The sequence below is a fragment of the Bradyrhizobium sp. USDA 4451 genome (assembly GCF_054822585.1).
Genome location: NZ_JBTRCH010000001.1, coordinates 7,331,032 through 7,350,771 on the forward strand (window position 1 = coordinate 7,331,032; position 19,740 = coordinate 7,350,771).

A 19,740-nucleotide genomic window follows, 5' to 3' on the forward strand; every position below is an offset into this window, starting at 1 on the left:
GGCCAGGGCCGCCGGTCGACACGCTGATTCGGCTGAACGCACCGATTATACCCTGAAAAATGAACACTCCCCCGGCAAACGACAAGGGGCGGAACTCGCGTTCCGCCCCTCGCCTATCCACTTGGTTGCGCTGGATTAAGTCGCCGGTTTCAGCACCGGGGTCCACTTCGCGATCTCGTCCTTGACCAGGGCAGCGAGCGCCTCCGGCGTGCGGCTGGTGGGCGCCGGGATCACGCTGCCGAGCTCGAGCAGGCGCTTGCGGACGTTGTCGTCGTCGAGCGCCTTGATGGTCGCGGCATTCAGCGTGGCGATGATGGCGGGCGAAGTTCCCTTCGGCGCGAAGATCGCGTTCCAGGCCTGGGCCTGGAACGTCGGCAGGCCGGCTTCCGTCGTGGTCGGCACGTCAGGCAGCGACGGATTGCGCTCGGGGGTCGCAACCGCATAGGCCTTGATGGTGCCGGCGTTGATCTGCGGGACCGCATTGACGATCTGGTCGCACATGTAATCGACCTGGCCGGCGACCAGCGCGTTCATCGCAGGTCCCGTGCCGTTGAAGGGCACGCCGACCGGCTTGATGTCGAGGATCGAATTCAACAGCTCGCAGGAGGCGTGCGAGACCGAGCCGATGCCGGCATGCGCGGCGTTGACCTTCTCGGCATTGGCCTTCACGTAGGCGACGAACTCCTTGAGATCCTTCGGCGGGAAATCCTTGCGGGCAAGGATCAGGATCGGCGTGCCGGCGAGCAGCGCGACCGGCTCGAAATCCTTTTCAGGGTGATAGGCAAGCTTGGGATAGAGCGGCACGGACGCGGCGTGCGTGCCCATATGTCCGGTGACGAGCGTGTAGCCGTCATTGCCGGCGCGTGCGGCGCGCGTCGTCGCCGTGGTGCCACCGGCGCCGACCACGTTCTCGATGACGATGCTCTGGCCGAGCGTTTGCGCCATATGCGCGGTGACGATCCGCGAGATGACGTCGGTCGGGCCGCCGGCTGCGAACGGCACGATCATGGTGATGGTGCGGGTCGGATAATTCTGCGCGGATGCCGGCACGGCGAATGCACCGAGCGCGGCAAATGCCGACAGGCATGCGCCCGCAAGCGAGCGAATGGACATCATCTCGATTCCTCCCGGGAACGTTTGACCAATAAAAATGCCGGCCAAATCGGCCGGCATTTTCATTTCATGAGACGACATCGAGTGTCGATTCGACTTCCGCCTGCGGCGCGCCGACGCAGGGCCGGAGCTTCCTGTTTGAGCATGCTCTATCCGGAAAACCGCTTTGCACTTTTCCGGATCATGCTCTAGCCCTCGGACTCCACGAACACTTCGTCGCGCTTCGCACGCAAGGTCGGCAACACGGCAAGCACCAGGAGACCTGCCGCGATCGCCAGCAGCACCGCCGACAGCGGCCGCGAGACGAACACGCTCCAGTCGCCGCGCGAGATCAGCAGCGCGCGACGCAGATTCTCCTCCATCAGCGGGCCCAGCACCATGCCGAGCAGCAGCGGCGCCGGCTCGAAATCGTGCTTGATCAGCCAGTAGCCGATGAGACCGAACGCGCCGGCGAGAACGACGTCGACCGGCGCGTTGTTCACCGAGTAGATGCCGATCGCGCAGAACACCACGATCGAAGGGAACATCAGCCGGTACGGCACGCGCAGCAGGCGGACCCAGATGCCGACCAGCGGCAGGTTGATGATGATCAGCATCAAATTGCCGATCCACATCGAGGCGATCATGCCCCAGACCAGGTCGGGCTGCTTCTGCATCACCTGCGGGCCCGGCACGATGCCATGAATGGTCATCGCGCCGACCATCAGCGCCATCACCGCGTTCGGCGGGATGCCGAGCGTGAGCAGCGGGATGAACGAGGTCTGCGCCGCGGCATTGTTGGCGCTTTCCGGCGCCGCCACGCCCTCGATCGCGCCGCGGCCGAACCGCGACGGATTCTTCGCCAGCTTCTTCTCCAGAGTGTAGGCCGCGAACGACGCGATCACGGCGCCGCCGCCCGGCAGGATGCCGAGGATCGAGCCGAGCACGGTGCCGCGCAGGATCGCAGGCGTGGAGTCCGCCAGATCCTTCCTGGTCGGCATCAGACCGGTGATCTTCTGCTGCACCAGATTGCGGTCCATCTCCGCGCCATGGTCGAGGTTGCGGATGATCTCCGCGAAGCCGAACACGCCCATCGCCACGGTGGCGAAGCCGAGGCCGTCGGCAAGTTCCGGGATGTTGAAGGCCATGCGCGAGGCGCCGGTCTCGATATCGGAGCCGACCATCGACAGCAGCAGGCCGAACACGATCATCGCGATCGCCTTCAGCACCGAGCCCTTGGCCAGCACCACGGCGAAGATCAGGCCGAGCACCATCAGCGAGAAATATTCGGCCGGACCGAACGCCAGCGCGAGCTTGGTCAGCGGCGCGCCGAGCACGGCGATCAGCACGGTCGCGACGCAGCCGGCGAAGAACGAGCCGATCGCCGCGATCGCCAGCGCCGGACCGGCGCGGCCCTGCCTGGCCATCTGGTGGCCGTCGAGCGCGGTCACTACCGAGGTCGCCTCGCCGGGAATGTTGACCAGGATCGAGGTGGTCGACCCGCCATATTGCGCACCGTAATAGATGCCGGCGAGCATGATCAGCGCGCCAACTGGCGGCAGGCCGAAGGTGATCGGCAGCAGCATGGCGACGGTGGCGATGGTGCCGATGCCCGGCAGCACGCCGACCAGCGTGCCGACCAGCGCACCGATCAGGCACATCAGAAGGTTGATCGGCGAGAAGGCGACCGCGAAACCATGGGCGAGATTGGCAAACAGTTCCATCACGCCCTCACTGGATCAGGAAACGCGGGAACATCGGCATTGGAAGTCCCAGTACATAAGGAAACAGCAGCGCGCAGCCGATCGTCAGGCAGGCACCGACAATGATGGCTTCGATCCATTTGGTCTCGTGCGAGCCGAGCGCCGCGATCAGGAAGGCGGCAAAGGCGGAGACCACGAGCCCGAGCGGGCGGATCGCGACTGCGAAGAACACGATGGCTGCGGACACGAACAACGGGCCGCGCCAGGAATAGGCCGCGATGTCAGGGCCGTCCTTGAGAATGCCCATCAGCGCGACGGCGCCGCCGAGCAGCAGCAGCAGCACGGCAAACATCCGCGGCGCAGTCCCGGCGCCGAACGAAAATCCGTGCATGCCCTGCAGATCGCTCGAGGCCCACAACGCAAACAGCGCAACCGCGACCATGGCGAGCCCGCCGATGAAGTCCTGCGGGCCGCGTACCCATTCCGGCAAGATCGATTTGACCGGCGCCTCGCTCGGCGTATCGCTCATGACTTCGCTTCCCCCGTCAGGGCTGTCCCGCCCGTTTGATTGAATGGCTTGGCTTGTGATGCGTTGACCGCAAGCCTTGCTAGCGATTTTCATCAGACAACGCCAGCGAAACCCAGGAGACCTCCGGCAAGCAACATCCACAAAGGATTGATCCGCGTGGCAAAAGCAAGCGCGGCTGCGACAATGGTGATCAGGACCGCGATCCAACTTTGGTCTGATGTCCGCGCCACGATCAGGCCGGAGGCAGCCATCAGGCCGATCGACAGCGAAGACCGCTGATGGAATGACGAGGCCTGCGACATCACGCCGCTTCAGCAGCGGCTTCATCATCTTGAGGACGACGGCAAACAGCAGCCCGACCGCGGCACAGGCGACGCCTGCAAGCGTTCGGCGCAACATGACGCCATCGCCGTAGCGGGCGTAGAGCGCGGCCAGCATGGGTCGCGATCACCATCGATGGCCCGACCAGCCCGTCGAAACACGACCGACAGGTTGACGATGTGGACCCGGCAGGAAATGGCACAGCGCGAGGGTCTCGTTGAACTCCTCCGCCGTCATCCAGCGGCGCTGCCCGACGATCGACCGCCGGGCCCAGACCAGCACCCCACCGAAGCCGGCCAGCGACATCTTGGCGAACGCCAGGAACAACTCGAACAGGCCGGGCTGGTTGGGCGGCGATGGGTCGAAGGCATCCGGCGCCGGGGCGGCAACCGGCGGGAATTCCGGAGGCATGGACGGATGCTAGAACGCCACCCGGAGGCGGACCACCCCAATTTGGTGTATTTTCACAGCCGAAAGGGCCTGAAACGGCTCTGTTTTTCTACGACTTTGCCGCTATATTGGGGGTGCCGGTTCGCCGGCTATGGAAATAAATGGCCGTCGCAATAAACCATTCGGACCCGGGGGCGGTACCCGGCGCCTCCACCAAAACCCATCCCAAACCCTTGTTTCGGTGGCTTTTGGCGGGGGCGAAATAGGATCGACGAGGGCGTAAAGGGCGTGTTTTTTCTCGGTATGGTTCCGCCGTTATCGGGCTAATGCAATAGTTGCCAACGACAACTTTGCTCCGGTTGCTCAGGCTGCGTAACGCAGTTTGAAAGACCATCTTAAAGTCCTAGCGGGTTAAGCTCCGCTAGGCGGGGTTCGGAGGCACCTGGCAACAGAAGCCTCCACTTTACTTTCAATCGGGCGTCCGCCCGCATTTCAGCCACCAGCCCTGCTGATTTCCGGCTCCCGGCGGGGTAGCATATGGCCAAAAGGGCGAGTCGGATCGACCGGCGCGGCCTTGCCGACCATTTTCGAAGCGACAGGATCACCATGGCGACCGATCACATCCGATATGACGTGCTGGCGCGCGATGCGCTGCGCGGGGTGCTGCGCCGGGTGCTGTCCGACGCCGCCGAGCATGGCCTGCCGGGTGAGCACCATTTCTACATCACCTTCCTGTCGCATGGCGACGGCGTGAAGCTGTCGCCCCGGCTGCTCGCCCAATATCCGGAAGAGATGACCATCATCCTGCAGCACCAGTTCTGGGATCTGGTGGTGACCGAGGATCGCTTCGAGGTCGGCCTGTCGTTCGGCGGGATTCCGGAGCGGCTGACCGTGCCGTTCGCCGCGGTGACCCGCTTCCTCGATCCGTCCGCGCCGTTCGATCTGCGCTTCGACGTCTCCGACGCGCTGTCCGAGGAGGCTGCTCCCGCTGCGGCGCCGGCCGCTCCCCTGCCCGCACCTGCTGCCCGCGTCGAGGCCGAGACGGCCGAGACCGAGCAGGAGCCCGACAAGCCCAGCGAAGGCGCCGAGGTGGTGCGGCTCGACCGTTTCCGCAAGAAGTAATCTAAGCGCAGTTCACTCCGCGACCTTGTAGGATGTTGGTGAGGACCGGGATGACAGATCGTCATCGCGGACTATCTCTGCATGAACGTGCCTTCGCGCGGCCGCCGTCGCGTTGCCGCGCCGGAAAACCCGGCGGCCTGCCGGGCCACGTTCTGATGACGCAACGGAGAGCATCCATGGCTCAATCGACCACAGCATCCAACACCGCCACCCGCAGCGAGACCGACAGCTTCGGCCCGATCGACGTTCCCGCCGACCGCTACTGGGGCGCGCAGACCGAACGCTCGCGGCAGAATTTCAAAATCGGCCACGACCGGATGCCTATCGCGATCGTCCACGCGCTTGCCATGGTGAAGCTCGCGGCCGCCGAGACCAATCGCGAACTCGGCCAGCTCGATGCGCGCCGCGCCGACGCCATTGCCGGCGCAGCGAAGGAAGTGATCGACGGCAAGCTCGACGATCATTTTCCGCTGGTCGTCTGGCAGACCGGCTCCGGCACGCAGACCAACATGAACGTCAACGAGGTGATCGCCAACCGCGCCAACCAGATGCTCGGCGGCGAGCTCGGCGCCAAGCAGCCGATCCATCCGAACGATCATGTCAACATGAGCCAGTCCTCGAACGACTCGTTTCCGACCGCGATGCATATCGCGGCCGCAAGCCGCATCATCGCCGACCTGATTCCCGCGCTCACCGAGCTGCATCAGGCGCTGCACCGGAAGCAGGAGGCGTTCGCCAAGATCGTGAAGATCGGACGCACGCATACCCAGGACGCGACACCGCTGACGCTCGGCCAGGAATTCTCCGGCTACGCCGCGCAGGTCGAGAGCGGCATCGCGCGCTTGCACGTCGCCGTGAAGGAGCTGTTTCCGCTGGCGCAGGGCGGCACCGCCGTCGGCACCGGGCCTCAACTCGAAGCCGGAATTCGCCAACGCCTTCGCGAAGCATGTCGCCGAGATCACGAGGCTGCCGTTCACCAGCGCGGCGAACAAGTTCGAGGCGCTGGCCTCCAACGACGCCTATGTGCTGGTGCACGGCGCGATCAACTCGGTGGCGACCGGGCTGTTCAAGATCGCCAACGACATCCGCTTCCTCGGCTCCGGCCCGCGCTCCGGTCTCGGCGAGCTGATCCTGCCGGAGAACGAGCCGGGCTCGTCGATCATGCCGGGCAAGGTCAACCCGACGCAGTGCGAAGCCATGACGATGGTCTGCTGCCAGGTGTTCGGCAATCAGACCACGATCACCGTTGCCGGCAGCCAGGGCCATTTCGAGCTCAACGTGTACAAGCCAGTTTTGGCATATTGTATGATAAATTCCATTCAGTTGCTGTCTGACGTGGTCCGCTCATTTACTGAGCATTGCGTTGACGGCATACGCGCCGACGAAAAGCGCATCAACGAACTGATGCAGCGCTCGCTGATGCTGGTGACCGCGCTCGCACCGAAGATCGGTTACGACAACGCAGCCAAGGTCGCCAAGTCGGCGCATGCGCACGGAACGACGCTGAAGGAAGAGGCTTTGCGGCTTGGATTTGTGTCTGCCGATGAATTTGATCGCCTCGTGCAGCCGGACAAAATGACACACCCCGGCTGAATGGGCGACGCGCAATGTCCGGATAATTACGGTCAGCGCGCGTGATATAATTATGGACCATAACGCCTAAAGACTAAGGCCCGTTACCTATCAGCTCTGCGCTGGCGCGTGGTACAGACGTCTAGTTTTCGCAGAGCGAAACGGATTCTTTGATGCTATCAGAAGCATCAAATGGGGATTCGGGATGAATATCGAGCCGGGCGCGCAGTGCAGTCGCTCTTGCTTTCGTCACGATGCATCACCAATTCCGCTTTGGGGACGATTGAGGACGACGAGCATGGGCGACGTGGTCAACCTGAAACGATTCAAGAAGCGCAGTGAGCGCGAACAAGCAGCCAAGCAGGCCGAAGCCAATCGTGCGCTATTCGGTCGCACCAAATCCGAGCGCGCGCGTGACGAATTTCTCGACGAGCGCAATGCGCGTGTGCTCGATCAGCACCTTCTCAATCAGCACCTTCTCAATCAGCAGCGTATCGAAAGTGGAGACGCATCATGAAGTCTCCCGTCGTTAAGCGTTCGATCGTGGTTGCCGGCCACAAGACCAGCGTCAGCCTCGAAGAGGCCTTCTGGAACGGCATGAAGGAGATTTCCGGACTGCGGAACATGACGCTGTCGGAATTGGTCGGCGAGATCGACAGCAACCGTCAGCAGGGCAATCTGTCCTCCGCGATCCGGCTTTTCGTGCTCGACTACTTCCGCTCGCGCGCCACGCCGGCCGTGCCGACGGATGTCAGGCCGCAGCAGGTCGATACGCGCCAGCAGGCCTGACCGCCTCTCCGACCGTCGCCATCGCGCAGACGGTCGCTCCACCGCGCGGACTTCCGCATGAAGGTCAATCGCATCGTCGCGAACGTTGCCACAGCAGACATTGCGGCAGCGACGTCGTTCTATCGGGACATCCTCGGCCTCGCGCCGCTGATGGATTTCGGTTGGGTTGCGACTTACGGCTCATCCGAAACGATGCAGGTTCAAATCAGCTTCGCATCCGAAGGTGGCTCCGGCACGCCGGTGCCCGATCTCTCGATCGAAGTCGACGATCTCGACGAGGCCCTGCGCCGGATGACAGCTGCCCGCATCGCGATCGAATATGGACCGGCGGACGAGCCGTGGGGCGTGCGGCGGTTCTACGTCCGCGATCCCTTCGGCCGACTGATCAATATTCTCCAGCACCAGTCGTGAACCGCCTCGGCTCGACGCGGTTTCTTCACGCGAACCGGTAGCCGCGATGCCTTGAGGCGCGCTTCAGTTTTGCATGGCCGGCCGCGGCGGCGGATTGGCGACCTGCGGCGTCAGCGACAGCGGCGGGCGCAACGGCCGCAGCCTGGCCGCACCGGGTACCGGCTTGACTTCGATCGGCGGCGGCAACGGCGCCACCTGGGGCTGGCCAGCAATCGGCGCGGGCGGCACGACGGCAGGTGCGGTGGCAACCGGCGGGACGATCGGCGGCCGCGGCGCCACGATCTTCGGCTTCGCAGGGACGCGGCGCGGATCGGGGCCGGGCGCCGGCAGATTGGCCGAAGGCACTGCCGCCGAATTCGGGGTGGACGCATCAGGCGCCGGCCCGATGGTAGGCGAAAGCGCCGCAGGGGCCAGCGGCGGCGCCGGTTCGCCGCGCTCGATCGCGTCAAGCCGCCTGGTCTCGCGGTCGATCGCGCGCACCGCAAGCCACGACGACAACGCGCCAATGTCGATGCTGCGCGACAGCCCGTCGGGCGTGCCCACGGCAAGCAGCTGGATTTCCGGGCGACTGTTGGCGTTGCCAACCTGCGTCGATGCCAGTGCGGCGCGGATGTCGGCCTGATCGGCCGGAATGTCGTAGCCGCCGGACACGATGGCGTTGGCGCCGTTGGCCGCAAGCGTGGTGGCCGCGACACGGATGCGGCCGTCGCGGATGTTGAAGGGAATTTGCGCCGAGGCGATCGACAGCCCACCGGCGGCGAGCGCCGGTTCGACGATCTGCCTCAGCTTGACATCGTCGGTCGCCTGCCCGGAATCGCTGGCGCGGATCGCGACGTCGAACGCACGCGGATCGAGACCCGGAAGGCTCAGCCCCTCCAGTGTCACGATGCCGCTGCCGGACATCGCACCGGTCAACGCCGCGGCACTACGGCCCTGCGTCAATAACGTCACCTGCATCGAAGCACGTGCCTTGGGCATCGCGAGACTGCGATAGCGCAGCGCCGACGCGTCGACGCCCGACAGCTGCACATTGGCGTTCAATGCAAGTCCGTTGACGCCCTGTCGCGCATCGATCGAGGCGGTCGCCTCGCCGCCGCCGATCTTGCCCTTGATGCCGTCGAAGGTCAGCGCCTGCCCGTCCGACCTGATCGTGCCGCTGACCGGCTGCAGCTCGGCGCCGCCCGGCAGCAGGCCGTGCAGCGCCTCGAACGTGACCTTGCCGCGCCAGGCGCTGGTGAGCCCGGTGCCGAGCGGCTCCGCCGCATCGTGGCCGGCCGCACCGATCGCGGCTGCGAAAATCGGCGCCAGCGTGATCTGATCGAGGCCGATTTCGCCGTCGATGTTCTTCTGATCGGCGAGCGTCAGCGCCAGACGGCCACGCATCCGCGAACCGGCGACGATGCTGTCGAGATCGTCGAAGGTCAGCCGGTCACCCGCGAGCGTCAGCTTCGACGACAGACGGATGTTCGCTGCCGGATCCGATGATTTCAGATTGAGCAGCGGACTGATGTCGGCGCTGCGGACGCGGAGGCTGACGCTCGATTTGCTCTCGCTCGCCCCATCCCTTGCCCCATCCTTGCTTCGGTCCTTGGACCACGGCTCCGCGCTGCCTTCCGCATCCGCGTCGAGCCCGGCACCCCAGAGCCGTGCTTTCAGCCGCAACGGCGCCTGCCATGCGCCGCTCACAGTGCCCTCGAATTGGGTCGCGCCCGCACCGGCGGCAACCACGCGGTCAAGCCCGAGCAGCGCCAGCAAGGCACGGCCTTCGCTGGCCGAGACCCTCGCTTCCGCCGTCACCTCGTTGCGCCGAAGCGCATCGATATCCAGCGCACGGATCGCAGCCACCTGCGGCGTTGCCGAGATCACCGTATTGCCCTTCAGCTGCGGCGTGTCGAGATCGAGCGTCGCGCGCGCGCTGACCCGATCGGCGGCCTTGCCCTTGCCGAGGTCGAGCGCGAGCCTGGCGCGGACCGGGCCGGCATCGGCGCGGAGCACGCCAAGCCGCGCGGCCAGCGCCGGCGCGAACGGCTGAACGATCGCGACCAGCCGGCCAAGCGAAGCGGCGCTCGCGTCGACTGCGAGCTTGCCGGTCGAATTGGCGCGGTCGAAATTGCCGCTGCCGTCAACGGTGACATTGTCGGGCTGACCGATCTTCACGCGCTCGAGCACGATGCTCTTTTGGCTATAGGCGATCTTCGCCAGCAGCGGCCGCAATTCCTGCCCCGAGGAGATGGCACGCCCGATGTCGAGCGAGAGCTGCGCCTCGTCGGGCCATTCGGCCTGCGGACCGGCCAGCGAATGGATCAAGGCAGCGGTCGCATCGAGATCGAGCCGCTCCGCCTTCAACTGGGCTTCGACCTTGGAGCCGTTCGCGGCATCGCGATGAGCGACCGCGACGCGGCCCTCGAGCGTGCCGCTCTCGATCTCCGCCTTCATCGCATCGATCGAAAAGCCTGACGGCGACACCGTGACATCGCCGCGCAGCCGCAGCGGCTTCTGACTGCGATAGCTGACATCGCTCCGCCCCTGCAGCCAGCTCATCAACGCATCGGGATCGGACGATTCGACATTGAGCGCGGTCTTGAAGCTGTTCGAGGATCCGGCTTGCGCGCTGGCGCCGCTCATCGAGACCCGCGTCGATCCCGGCGCGCGAAACTCCAGCCGGCGCACGGTCCACGATTTGGCATCCGATTGCAGCTCGGCCGAGATCTTCTGCAACGGACGCCCGCCGAGCATGATCTGCTCGGATGTCAGCTCCATCTGTGCCGGAATCGGACTTTGCGGCAGGCCCGACAACACCGCGCGTAATGCCGGCAGCACGCGCACCGGCTCGACATTGCCGTTGTTGCCGTCCTTGGCGCCATCTTTGGCCGCGAACTTGTCGCCGTCGAGCTGCCGCGCCGTGAGCGAGGCGCGCAGCAGCGGCGACGCGCCGAACCGGAGATCGCCGTTGCCCGCGAGCTTCAGTGCGCGGTCCTCGGCGCCATAGCTCACCTCGATCTGGTCGAGACGTGCCGCCGAATAATCCGACTTCACCTTGGTCGCGATCCGCCAGGGCGGCAGGTCGCTGCCGCCGCGCTGGCCCGGTGTCCCCGCCAGCGTCAGGGTCCCCTCGAAGCGCGGCGCGCGGGCCTCGAAGGTCAGGATGCCGTCGAGATCGGCCGACACCGGCCGCTGCCCGGGATCGATGTTGAAATGCAGGCGGGTACCGCTGCCATCGGCGCTTTGCCCCGACGAGACCCGAAACGGATAGCGGTTGCCGTCGAACATGAAGTTGCCGTCGCCACGGATCGCGCCGGCCAGCGAGCGGACGTCGCCGCTGAAGGCGATGTCATTCAGCTCCAGCGTGCTGTGGCTCGCGGCGTCATGCAGCGCAACGCGGCCGGTCAGGTTGAGCCGGTCGATCGCCAGCGAGGCCAGATTGAAGCTGCCGCTCGACGGCGACCAGTCGATCCGCCCCTTCGGATCGAGCCCAAGATCGAGCGACACGCCGTTGACGGTGAGCTCGTTGGCGCGCACCTCGCCGCGCATCAGCGAGCTCAGGCTGAACTCGACATCGAGACTGGCGGCCCGGACCTTGCCGAGGTCGTTGGTGCCGCCGACGCTGACGGTTTTCAACCGCAGCGAGGGCGCCGGGAGCAAACGCGCGTCGAGATTGCCGGCGACGCGCACCGGCGCGCCGATGATCTTGGACGCTTCCTCCTCGAACTGCGGCCTGAACTGGTTCCAGTCAACGAAATACGGACCGACCAGCGCGGCCACCAATGCAAGAATGAACGCGATTGCCAGGCCGAGCAGCGTCGTCTGCACGGTGTCTCCCTTTGAGCCCGCTCCGCGGCAGCCTCCTTATGCTGAACCTTTGCCAACCCTTGGCCGGAGCAACCCAAATATAGAGACAAGTATGGCGAAGTCACAGCGGCTTTACCGCTACAACGTTAATCGGACGGTGGTTTTCCGCTCAAGCGTGCGTGCGCCAGCTTCACGGTAGGGCCGCCCCCTTCCGGGAACGTCACCAGCTCGCCGGCAGCCGCTTCAGCCCGCGCAGCACGAAGGTCGGCCGCCACTCCGGATTTTCCGCGTCATCGAGCCGCAGGCCGGGGATCCGGCGCAGCAGGGTCGAGATCGCGATTTCGGCCTCGATCCGCGCCAGCTGGGCACCGAGGCAGAAATGGATGCCGCCGCCAAACGATAGCGGCTTTACGTTCGGCCGCTGGATATCGAGCTTTTCGGGATGGTCGGGATAAACCGCCGGATCGTGATTGGCGGAGCCGAGCAGGCACAGCACGCTCTCGCCCTTCGGGATGCGCTTGCCGCCGAGATCCTCGATGTCTTCCAGCGCGACGCGGCCGGTCATCTGCACCGAGGAATCGTAGCGCAGGAACTCTTCGATCGCATTGGTGATCAGGCCGGGATTGGCTTTGAGCAGCGCGAGCTGGTCCGGGTTGCGGAACAGCGCGAGCAGCCCGTTGCCGATCAGGTTCACGGTGGTCTCGTGGCCGGCGCCGAACAGCAGGATGATGTTGCCGGTGAGCTCCTCGTTGGTGAGCTTCTGGCCGTCCTCCTCCGCCTGCACCAGTTGCGTGGTGAGGTCGTCGCCGGGCTGCTTGCGCCGCAGCTCGAACAGCTGATGGAAGTACATCGCCGCCATCGCATTGCCGGCGTTGCCCTGCTTGATCTCCTCGGGTGTCAGCGGCACCGGCTCCAGCAGCCGGCCGCCGTCGCGCGAGCCGTTGTAGAAGGCCTCGCGATGCTCCTCCGGGATGCCGAGCATGTCGCAGATGATCGTGACCGGGAGGCGGAACGCGAAATCCTCGATCAGGTCCATCCTTCCTTGCGGAATGATGCGGTCGAGCGTCTCGTCGACGACGTGCTGGATGCGCGGGCGCATGTCCTCGACCCGGCGCGCGGTGAACGCCTTGACGACGAGGCCGCGCAGCCGCGTGTGATCGGGCGGATCCTGCTGCAGCATCCAGTGGCTCATGCTGCGAATGACCGGCTCGTCCATGATTTTGGGGCCGTAGCGGCGGATCGTACGCTCGACATAGTCCTTGCCGAACCGCTTGTCGCGCAGCACGAGGCTCGCCTCGGCATGGCGGCTGGCGACGAAGGCGCCATGCGCGTTGACGTGCATCGGATCGAGACGGCGCAGCCGCTCGTAATACGGATAGGGATTGCGAATGAATTCGGGGGCCAGTGGATTGAAAAGCGGATCGCCGCTCGCCGGCTGAACTTGCTCGTTCATGGTGACCTCGTTCGCTCGTGCACCGGTGCCTAAACCCTGGCGCGCCTTGGTGTCATCCTCAAGACCGCACCATCACGGATGCGGCCATTTTCGTTTCATCGAGCACTCGTTTCATCGAATGCAACTCGATACACTATTGTATTGAGTTGCATTGTGCCCTAAACTGCGCCGATGTCAAGGGTTCGGACCAGACCGACACGAGACGACACCTGCGAGAAGCTGTTCGAGGCGGCGGCGCGGGTGTTCGAGGAACAGGGCATCGGCGGCGCCAGCATCGAGGCGATCGCGGCCGCCGCGGGCTTCAGCCGCGGCGCCTTCTATTCGAACTTCAAGAGCAAGGACGAGTTGATCTTCGCGATGCTCGAGGATCACGTCGAGCAGTCGATCCGGCGCAATCTCGACCTGCTCGCCAAGCACAGCAACCTGCCCGACTTCCTGGAGGCGCTGCGCACAGTTGATCGCAGCCAGCAGGACCCGCTCGGCCGCTCGCCTCTCCTGCACATGGAGATGATCCTGTTCGTGGCGCGCGCCGAGAAGCGGCGGCCCGAGCTCGCCAAGCGGCTGCGTGCCCGGCGCAAGCTGATCGCCGACATCGTCGCGACCGCGCAGAAAAGCAGCGGCAGGAGTCCCAGGCTCAATCCGGATTGGACCGGCGCGATCGTGCTGGCACTGGAAGACGGCTTCCGCCTGCATCGCCTGATCGATCCGGACACCACGCCCGCCGACAGCTGCCTGCGTGCGATCACCGACCTGCAGCGCGCGATCGGCGTTTCATCCGGCTGATCCTCAGGCGGCGATCTTGTGCACCTGTCCGGCGACCGCGCGGACCTTGCGGGGCGAAGCCTGCCAGATCGCGAATGCCGACAGCAGGCTGACGGCGATCCCGACCAGGAACGCGCTGGTATAGCTGCCCGAGACATCATAGAGCTGGCCGGTGATCCAGGGGCCGGCCGCACCGCCGGCGAGCGCAGCCAGCATCACGGTGCCGAAAATGCTGCCGTAATGCCTGCCCTGGAAGATCTCCAGCACCACCGGGCCCATCACGGATGTCAGGCCATAGCCGAGCGCGCCCTGGGTGAAGACCATCAGATAGATCAGCGCCATGCTCGGCCAGTATCTCAGCGCAGCCAGCGCGGCAAAGCAGATCACGAAGCCGAAGCAGGAGATCGCCCACACCCATTCGCGGCCGATGCGATCGGAAAGATGCCCGAGCCAGATCTGGCCGGGAATGCCGAGCAGGCTGACGACGCCAAGCGCCCAGACGCCGACATTGGAGCTGAAGCCGATGTCGAGCAGGAACTTGGTCTGATGCACCTGCACCGCGTACCAGATGTACAGGCCGCAGAAATAGCCGATCGCGATCCACCAGAACCGTGCCGTGCGCAGTGCACGCGGCAGCGTCCAGTCGGTGCCGGCCCACGCCGGATCGACGATGTTCGATGCCGGCTTGGCCGACGTCGCCGTCGGCGCGGCATCGCCGTCCGGTTGCAGGCCGATGTCCTCCGGCCGCTTGCGCAGCAACAGGTTGATCGGCGCGAGCACGACCAGCACCACGATCCCCATCGCGGTGCAGGCGGTGCGCCAGCCGGTGTGCTCGATCATGTGCTGGACCCATGGCAGCAGCGTCACCGAACCGATGCCGACGCCGGCGAATGCGAGCCCGATCGCAAGGCCACGGCGGCGGATGAACCAGTTCGGCACGAACAGCGACTGGCCGGAATAGCCGAGGCAGACGCTGCCGGAGCCGACCAGCACGCCGATGGTGAGATAGAGGTGCCAGGGTTGCGTGGTCAGCGGCGCCAGCAGCAGGCCTGAACCCATCAGCAGCACGCCGAGCTCCATCACTGCGCGCGGCCCGCGGCGGTCCATCAGCCGGCCGATCAGCGGGCTTGCGATTCCCGAGGCGATAAAGCCGAACGAGAAGGCCCCCGCCGTGACGCCGCGCTCCCAACCGAACTCGGAGATGATCGGGGGATAGAACAGCGAGAACGCCGTGCGCGCGTTGACGCCGATCGCCATGGTGACAAAGGTCACCGCGACGATGATCCAGCCGTAGAAGAAGGGGAGTCGCATGGAGGCACTGTCGAATGGGATGAACAAGAAGCCGACCGGACGGGACGGCTCACGAAGAGCGCAGGCTTTGCATCATGCACGGCCAACTCTGTGAAGCAATTCATAGACAGCGGTACAAACCAGTGATTGTAAACCGTGAGCCATCCGCTCTCGTCTAGCCGGAAGCCGGGAAGCGGGTTATCATGGCCTTTTCAGGAGGAATACAATGGGTGGTTTGGTTGCCGACAGTTACGTCCCCAACGTTTTGCAGCAGATGAATTCCCGACTTATCGGCGAAGCGCTGAGCGAAATGGTTCAATTTCAGAAGGAGTTCAAGGTCTTCTCGCCGGACCGTTCGCTGGAGACGTCCTTCAAGCTGCTCAATATTGCGCCGGTCGGCGAAGCGGATCGCAGGGGGTTCTACAGATTTCTGGGCCTCTTGAAGAAGACGAGCGCCTCGGTCGACGGCAAGGCAACGAAGCTGACTGGACACGATCAGATCATCGCATCGCTGAAGGCCAATCTCGAGAGCAGCAAGCCGCTGGCGGTGCAGTTTACCTCGCACCCCGGGGAGTCTCCGAAGGGCGTCGTGAGGGTGACGGCCGGCGATCGCGCCTTGAACTATTCCGCTCTGGTTTTTCTCACGATCTCGATGCCGATGATCAGGGCCGACCGTCCCAAGGCCGCCGTCCGCAACAAGAAGTAACCTGACACCACGGCGATGCTCGACCCGCACGCCAAGGTCCGCGATTACTATTCCGGAACGCTGGAGCGCCATGGCCCGACCCCGCTCGGGGTCGATTGGCCGAACGTGCTCTCGCAAAACCTGCGCTTCGTGCAGCTCCTGAAGCTGTGCGACTTCAGGCGGCCGTTCAGCCTGAACGATTTCGGCTGCGGCTACGGCGCGCTGCTGGAATTCCTGGCGACGCGGCATGGCGATGCCGAAGTGACCTATCGCGGCATCGACATTTCGCCGGCGATGATCGCGGCCGCCCGCGCCCGCTGGGCCGGCAGCACGCAGGCCAGCTTTGCCGAGGGTTCGCAGTGCGGCGCGCTCGCCGACTATTCGCTTGCAAGCGGGATCTTCAACGTCCGGCTCGGTCATCCGGTCGCGGATTGGGAAGCCTATGTCGGGGCAATCCTTGCCGATCTTCGGGACAGCAGCCGGATCGGATTCGCCGTCAACTTCATGCTGCCGCGTGACGACGCCCGCACCGAGGCCGGGCTCTATCGGACCGCGCCGGAGCGCTGGATCGGGTTTTGCAATCGATTGGGCCGCGTCGAGGTGGTCACCGACTACGGCATGCGTGAATTCACGCTTCTTGTCCGCAGGACGACGACTGCACGACCGGAAACAGGCGCTCATAGGGTGAGGCGCCGGTCTCCTCGATGAGATTCCGCGCGTGACCGAGCAGCTCGTTCAACCGATACTGCGGGTAACGCAGGCGGTCCGCATTGACCACATGCGCCAGCACCAGCGTCAAGCGGCATTCGGCGAGCCGCGCCCGCCGCTCCCGCGCAACCACGATGCCCTGTTCGGCCGCGCTGAAGGCCGCGCCGTGGCTGCCGCTCTTCAGATGAATTTCGGCGAGCAGCGCCAGCATGTCGCTTTCATATTCGAGGCCGGCGAAAGCCTCGCGCGCGAGCCGGATCGCCGATTCTAGCTTCTGGATCGCCGCAGCGTGGTCTCCCGCCAGCGACAGCGCCAGTCCGCGGCAGACGCTCGCATACACCGCGACATAGGGCGTGTCGTTTCTCCTGGCGATCTCGTCGATCCGCAAGCTGTGAAAATCGGCAAGCTTTTCGTCCTGCGTCAGCCAGGCCATTTCGACGCCGGCATGATGCGGGATGAACAGGACCGCCGGATCAGGATGGCCGCTCTCGCTGGCGACCAGTCGGGCAATGCTCTGCCGCGCAACATCGAAGTTCCCCGTCCGCACCAGCAGCCGCGCGTGCAGGCCCTCAACCCATCGTTCCACATTGAAGCCAAGCGGCGCTTCGTGCGCCTTCTCGATGTTCGCGATGTGCTTGAGCGCCGTCTCGCCGGCCGCGAGCGCTTCGCGCATCTTGCCGGCATAGCCGTAGGCCTGGCACAGGAACACCTGCATCATGGTCCTGATGCTCGGGTCCTCGGAGACCTCGATCGCTTGCAGCAGTTGCCGCACATATTCGTCGGCCGAGCCCGTCCCGGCCGAGACCCGGCCAAAGGCGGCAAGCAGCAGGACCTCCCAGAGCGAGTCCTTGAGGTCCCGTGCAGCAGCCATGGCCTCGCGGAAGAACGGCGCAGCCTCCTCGGCGCTGATGCCTTCGCGCCAGCCAAGGATCAACACTTGACCGGACGCGTGCATCCGCAGCCGATCGGTTTCCGGCGAGCGCGGCAGCGACTGCAGCAGCAGCCGGACCTTGAGCCACGACTTCATCCCGAGCCGCGAATTGGTCGTACCGACCCAGCTCGCCGAGCGGGCCAGATAGTTGGCGGCTGATCCGAAATCCTTGGCCGATTCGAAATGATACGCGATCAGATTGGCATATTCGCCGAGCCGGTTTTGGTAGAATCGCTCCAGGGCACCCGCGACCGCCTGGTGCAGTTCGACGCGGCGGCCGCGCAGCTGCATCGCATAGGCGACCTCCTGGATCAGCGGATGGCGGAATGCGTATCGGTCGGGCTCGATCTCGCTCGCAACCGCCTGGATCAACTCGAGATGCGACAATCGGCCGAGAATGCCGGCGAGTTCGTCGTCGCTTGCGCGTGCCACTTCGGCCAGCACCGAAAACGGGAATTCCCGTCCGATCGTGGCGCCGACCTGAAGCACTTCCTTGTCCATCGGCGCGAGACGGTCGATGCGCGCGCCGATCACAGTCTGCACGGTCGTCGGCAGCGTCTCGGCGGACTCCTGCCCGGACATCTCGTAGTGGCCGGGGCGGCCGGCGAGATCGCCACTGTCGATCAGCGAACGGACCAGCTCCTCCGCGAAGAACGGATTCCCGCCGCTTCGTTCGACGATACGGCCGGAAATTGCGGCCGTGGACGGATGCTCGCCAATCAAGTCCGCGATCAGGGCGGAGATATCCTCGTTGCGGAGTTCGTCAAGCCGCAACTCCTGGAATTGCGGCCCCTCCTGCCACGGCGCCTGATAGGTCGGACGGTAGGTGAGGATGATCAGGGCGCGGCTGACATGCGCGACATTGACCAGCGCCGAGACGAACTCCATGCTCGCCTCGTCGAGCCAGTGGATGTCCTCGATGATGATCACCGACGGCGTGCGCGTGCCGTCGCGCACGAGGCTCGCGACGAGATTGACCAGCCGCGTGTGCCGCGTCTTCGGATCGAGCGCAGGCACCGGCGATTGCGGGTCGCGGATGCCGAGAAAGTCGGCGAGCAGCGCCACGTCTTCCATCAAATGCGGGACCGAGGACTCGATCCGTGCCGCGACCTTGGCCCGCGCCGTCTCGGCGTCGTCGCTCGAGGCGATCCGGAAGAAGTTGCGGAAGAATTCCAGCAGCGGTTGCAGCGGACCGGAATGGTCGTAGGGCGATGCGCTTGCCTCCTGCACCGGCACCAGACGCTCCTTGGCGCCGCGCGCGAATTCGAAGCACAGGCGGCTCTTGCCGATGCCGGGCGGCGCCGAAATTCCGATCACCTTCCCGGCGCCCTGCTCGGCGCCCGCGAACGCCTGATGGAGGATGGCGAGCTCGGCATCGCGCCCTCGATAGGTGCCGACGACGGCATCCCGGAACGGCGCGCGCGACGGCTTCATTCCGACCAGCCGGTAGACGCCGATCTGCCGCGGGAATCCCTTGACGTCCTGGTGGCCGAGGGCACGCGCATCGCAAGATGCCTGCACCAGCTTGAACGTCGATTCCGTGACGCAGATGTCGCCCGGCTGGGCCATATGCTCGAGCCGGCTCGCCAGATGCACGGCGGCGCCATAGACGCCCTGCTCCTTGGTGAACCTGTCCGGCACGCCCGCGACGATCTCGCCGGAATGGATGCCGACGCGCAGCACGATACCGTTGTCCCGAGACGACTGGACCATGGTGAGCGCCGCCTGGCAGGCACGGAGGGCGTGGTCCTCCTGGGCGTGCGGAACGCCGAAGATCACCATCAACCCGTCGCCCATGCTGCGCATGATGGTGCCGTCGAACTGCCGGACGGCATTACCCATCCGCGCCAAGGCGGGCGGCAGGCGATCCAGCGCAAGCTCGGGATCATTGTCCCCGATCAATTCGGTCGAGCCGACGATGTCGGCAAACATCACGGTGACGACCTTGCGTTCGCCCACCGGCTGGGGTTGGTCCAGGCGCTCGCCGCAGGCCCCGCAAAACCGTGCGCTCTCGAGATTTGGATGCTCGCAACTCAGACAGACGGAAGTAAAGCTTAGGCGGCACGACCGGCAGACGCCATCTTCTTCCAGGGTGTCTGTCTGACAGGCCGGGCACAGCATTCACACCACCTTCCCGATACCCCGTCCGTTGGCTGACTCCGGCGCATCCTAGCACAATCGGCAGGCCTGCCG

At 65.0% G+C, this 19,740-nt stretch carries 15 protein-coding genes, 1 other RNA gene and 1 pseudogene; 9 read left to right on the forward strand and 8 right to left on the reverse strand.

Annotation, left to right across the window (positions count from 1 at the left end):
• Positions 1 to 135: 135 nt before the first annotated feature.
• From ACVMB0_RS34415 to ACVMB0_RS34430, 4 genes are all read right to left on the reverse strand, one after another.
• Positions 136 to 1,116, reverse strand: a complete 981-nt coding sequence (locus ACVMB0_RS34415; RefSeq protein ID WP_461349031.1) for a tripartite tricarboxylate transporter substrate binding protein BugD — start codon at positions 1,114 to 1,116, stop codon at positions 136 to 138.
• 185 nt (positions 1,117 to 1,301) lie between these two features.
• A complete protein-coding gene (locus tag ACVMB0_RS34420; RefSeq protein WP_456753421.1) occupies positions 1,302 to 2,816 on the reverse strand; it encodes a tripartite tricarboxylate transporter permease in 1,515 nt (504 codons plus the stop codon).
• 7 nt (positions 2,817 to 2,823) lie between these two features.
• On the reverse strand, positions 2,824 to 3,762 hold the full coding sequence (locus ACVMB0_RS34425; protein ID WP_461349032.1) for a tripartite tricarboxylate transporter TctB family protein: 939 nt from the start codon (positions 3,760 to 3,762) through the stop codon (positions 2,824 to 2,826).
• 9 nt (positions 3,763 to 3,771) lie between these two features.
• Complete coding sequence (locus ACVMB0_RS34430) at positions 3,772 to 4,056, reverse strand: chromate transporter (protein WP_461349033.1); 285 nt, start codon at positions 4,054 to 4,056, stop codon at positions 3,772 to 3,774.
• A gap of 77 nt (positions 4,057 to 4,133) precedes the next feature.
• Here ACVMB0_RS34430 and ssrA point away from each other — a divergent pair.
• From ssrA to ACVMB0_RS34460, 6 genes and pseudogenes are all read left to right on the forward strand, one after another.
• Positions 4,134 to 4,498, forward strand: a transfer-messenger RNA (tmRNA) gene (gene ssrA, locus ACVMB0_RS34435).
• 143 nt (positions 4,499 to 4,641) lie between these two features.
• Positions 4,642 to 5,157 (forward strand): SspB family protein, encoded by a 516-nt coding sequence (locus tag ACVMB0_RS34440; RefSeq protein ID WP_456753418.1) that lies wholly within the window; start codon positions 4,642 to 4,644, stop codon positions 5,155 to 5,157.
• A 155-nt stretch (positions 5,158 to 5,312) separates the two neighbouring features.
• Positions 5,313 to 6,750 (forward strand): annotated as a pseudogene (fumC, locus tag ACVMB0_RS34445) (class II fumarate hydratase).
• Between the two features lie 277 nt (positions 6,751 to 7,027).
• The gene (locus ACVMB0_RS34450; protein ID WP_456753416.1) at positions 7,028 to 7,246 is read left to right on the forward strand and encodes a DUF4169 family protein; all 219 of its coding nucleotides are present in this window, start codon (positions 7,028 to 7,030) and stop codon (positions 7,244 to 7,246) included.
• On the forward strand, positions 7,243 to 7,518 hold the full coding sequence (locus ACVMB0_RS34455) for a ribbon-helix-helix domain-containing protein (protein ID WP_021077181.1): 276 nt from the start codon (positions 7,243 to 7,245) through the stop codon (positions 7,516 to 7,518). Before ACVMB0_RS34450 ends, ACVMB0_RS34455 begins: the two co-directional genes overlap by 4 nt.
• Before the next feature lie 57 nt (positions 7,519 to 7,575).
• Complete coding sequence (locus ACVMB0_RS34460) at positions 7,576 to 7,929, forward strand: VOC family protein (protein WP_461349034.1); 354 nt, start codon at positions 7,576 to 7,578, stop codon at positions 7,927 to 7,929.
• 63 nt (positions 7,930 to 7,992) lie between these two features.
• Here ACVMB0_RS34460 and ACVMB0_RS34465 read toward each other — a convergent pair whose 3' ends face one another.
• Together ACVMB0_RS34465 and ACVMB0_RS34470 are read right to left on the reverse strand one after the other, a co-directional pair.
• Positions 7,993 to 11,739: an AsmA family protein gene (locus tag ACVMB0_RS34465; RefSeq protein WP_461349035.1), complete on the reverse strand. Its 3,747-nt coding sequence runs from the start codon at positions 11,737 to 11,739 to the stop codon at positions 7,993 to 7,995.
• A 199-nt stretch (positions 11,740 to 11,938) separates the two neighbouring features.
• Complete coding sequence (locus ACVMB0_RS34470) at positions 11,939 to 13,171, reverse strand: cytochrome P450 (RefSeq protein WP_456753413.1); 1,233 nt, start codon at positions 13,169 to 13,171, stop codon at positions 11,939 to 11,941.
• 171 nt (positions 13,172 to 13,342) lie between these two features.
• On the opposite strand from ACVMB0_RS34470, the gene ACVMB0_RS34475 reads away from it, so the two are divergent.
• A complete protein-coding gene (locus ACVMB0_RS34475) occupies positions 13,343 to 13,954 on the forward strand; it encodes a TetR/AcrR family transcriptional regulator (RefSeq protein WP_461349036.1) in 612 nt (203 codons plus the stop codon).
• Between the two features lie 3 nt (positions 13,955 to 13,957).
• Here the strand turns inward: ACVMB0_RS34475 and ACVMB0_RS34480 are convergent, their stop codons facing one another.
• Complete coding sequence (locus ACVMB0_RS34480) at positions 13,958 to 15,244, reverse strand: MFS transporter (protein ID WP_461349037.1); 1,287 nt, start codon at positions 15,242 to 15,244, stop codon at positions 13,958 to 13,960.
• Between the two features lie 205 nt (positions 15,245 to 15,449).
• On the opposite strand from ACVMB0_RS34480, the gene ACVMB0_RS34485 reads away from it, so the two are divergent.
• Complete coding sequence (locus tag ACVMB0_RS34485) at positions 15,450 to 15,929, forward strand: hypothetical protein (RefSeq protein ID WP_456753410.1); 480 nt, start codon at positions 15,450 to 15,452, stop codon at positions 15,927 to 15,929.
• 15 nt (positions 15,930 to 15,944) lie between these two features.
• Positions 15,945 to 16,616 carry a methyltransferase domain-containing protein gene (locus tag ACVMB0_RS34490; protein ID WP_461349038.1) on the forward strand — a complete coding sequence of 224 codons (672 nt, stop codon included), beginning with the start codon at positions 15,945 to 15,947 and terminating at the stop codon, positions 16,614 to 16,616.
• On the opposite strand, the gene ACVMB0_RS34495 is transcribed toward ACVMB0_RS34490, so the two are convergent.
• A complete protein-coding gene (locus ACVMB0_RS34495; RefSeq protein WP_461349039.1) occupies positions 16,537 to 19,506 on the reverse strand; it encodes an ATP-binding protein in 2,970 nt (989 codons plus the stop codon). The two genes, ACVMB0_RS34490 and ACVMB0_RS34495, sit on opposite strands and share 80 nt — an antisense overlap.
• Between the last annotated feature and the right edge of the window lie 234 nt (positions 19,507 to 19,740).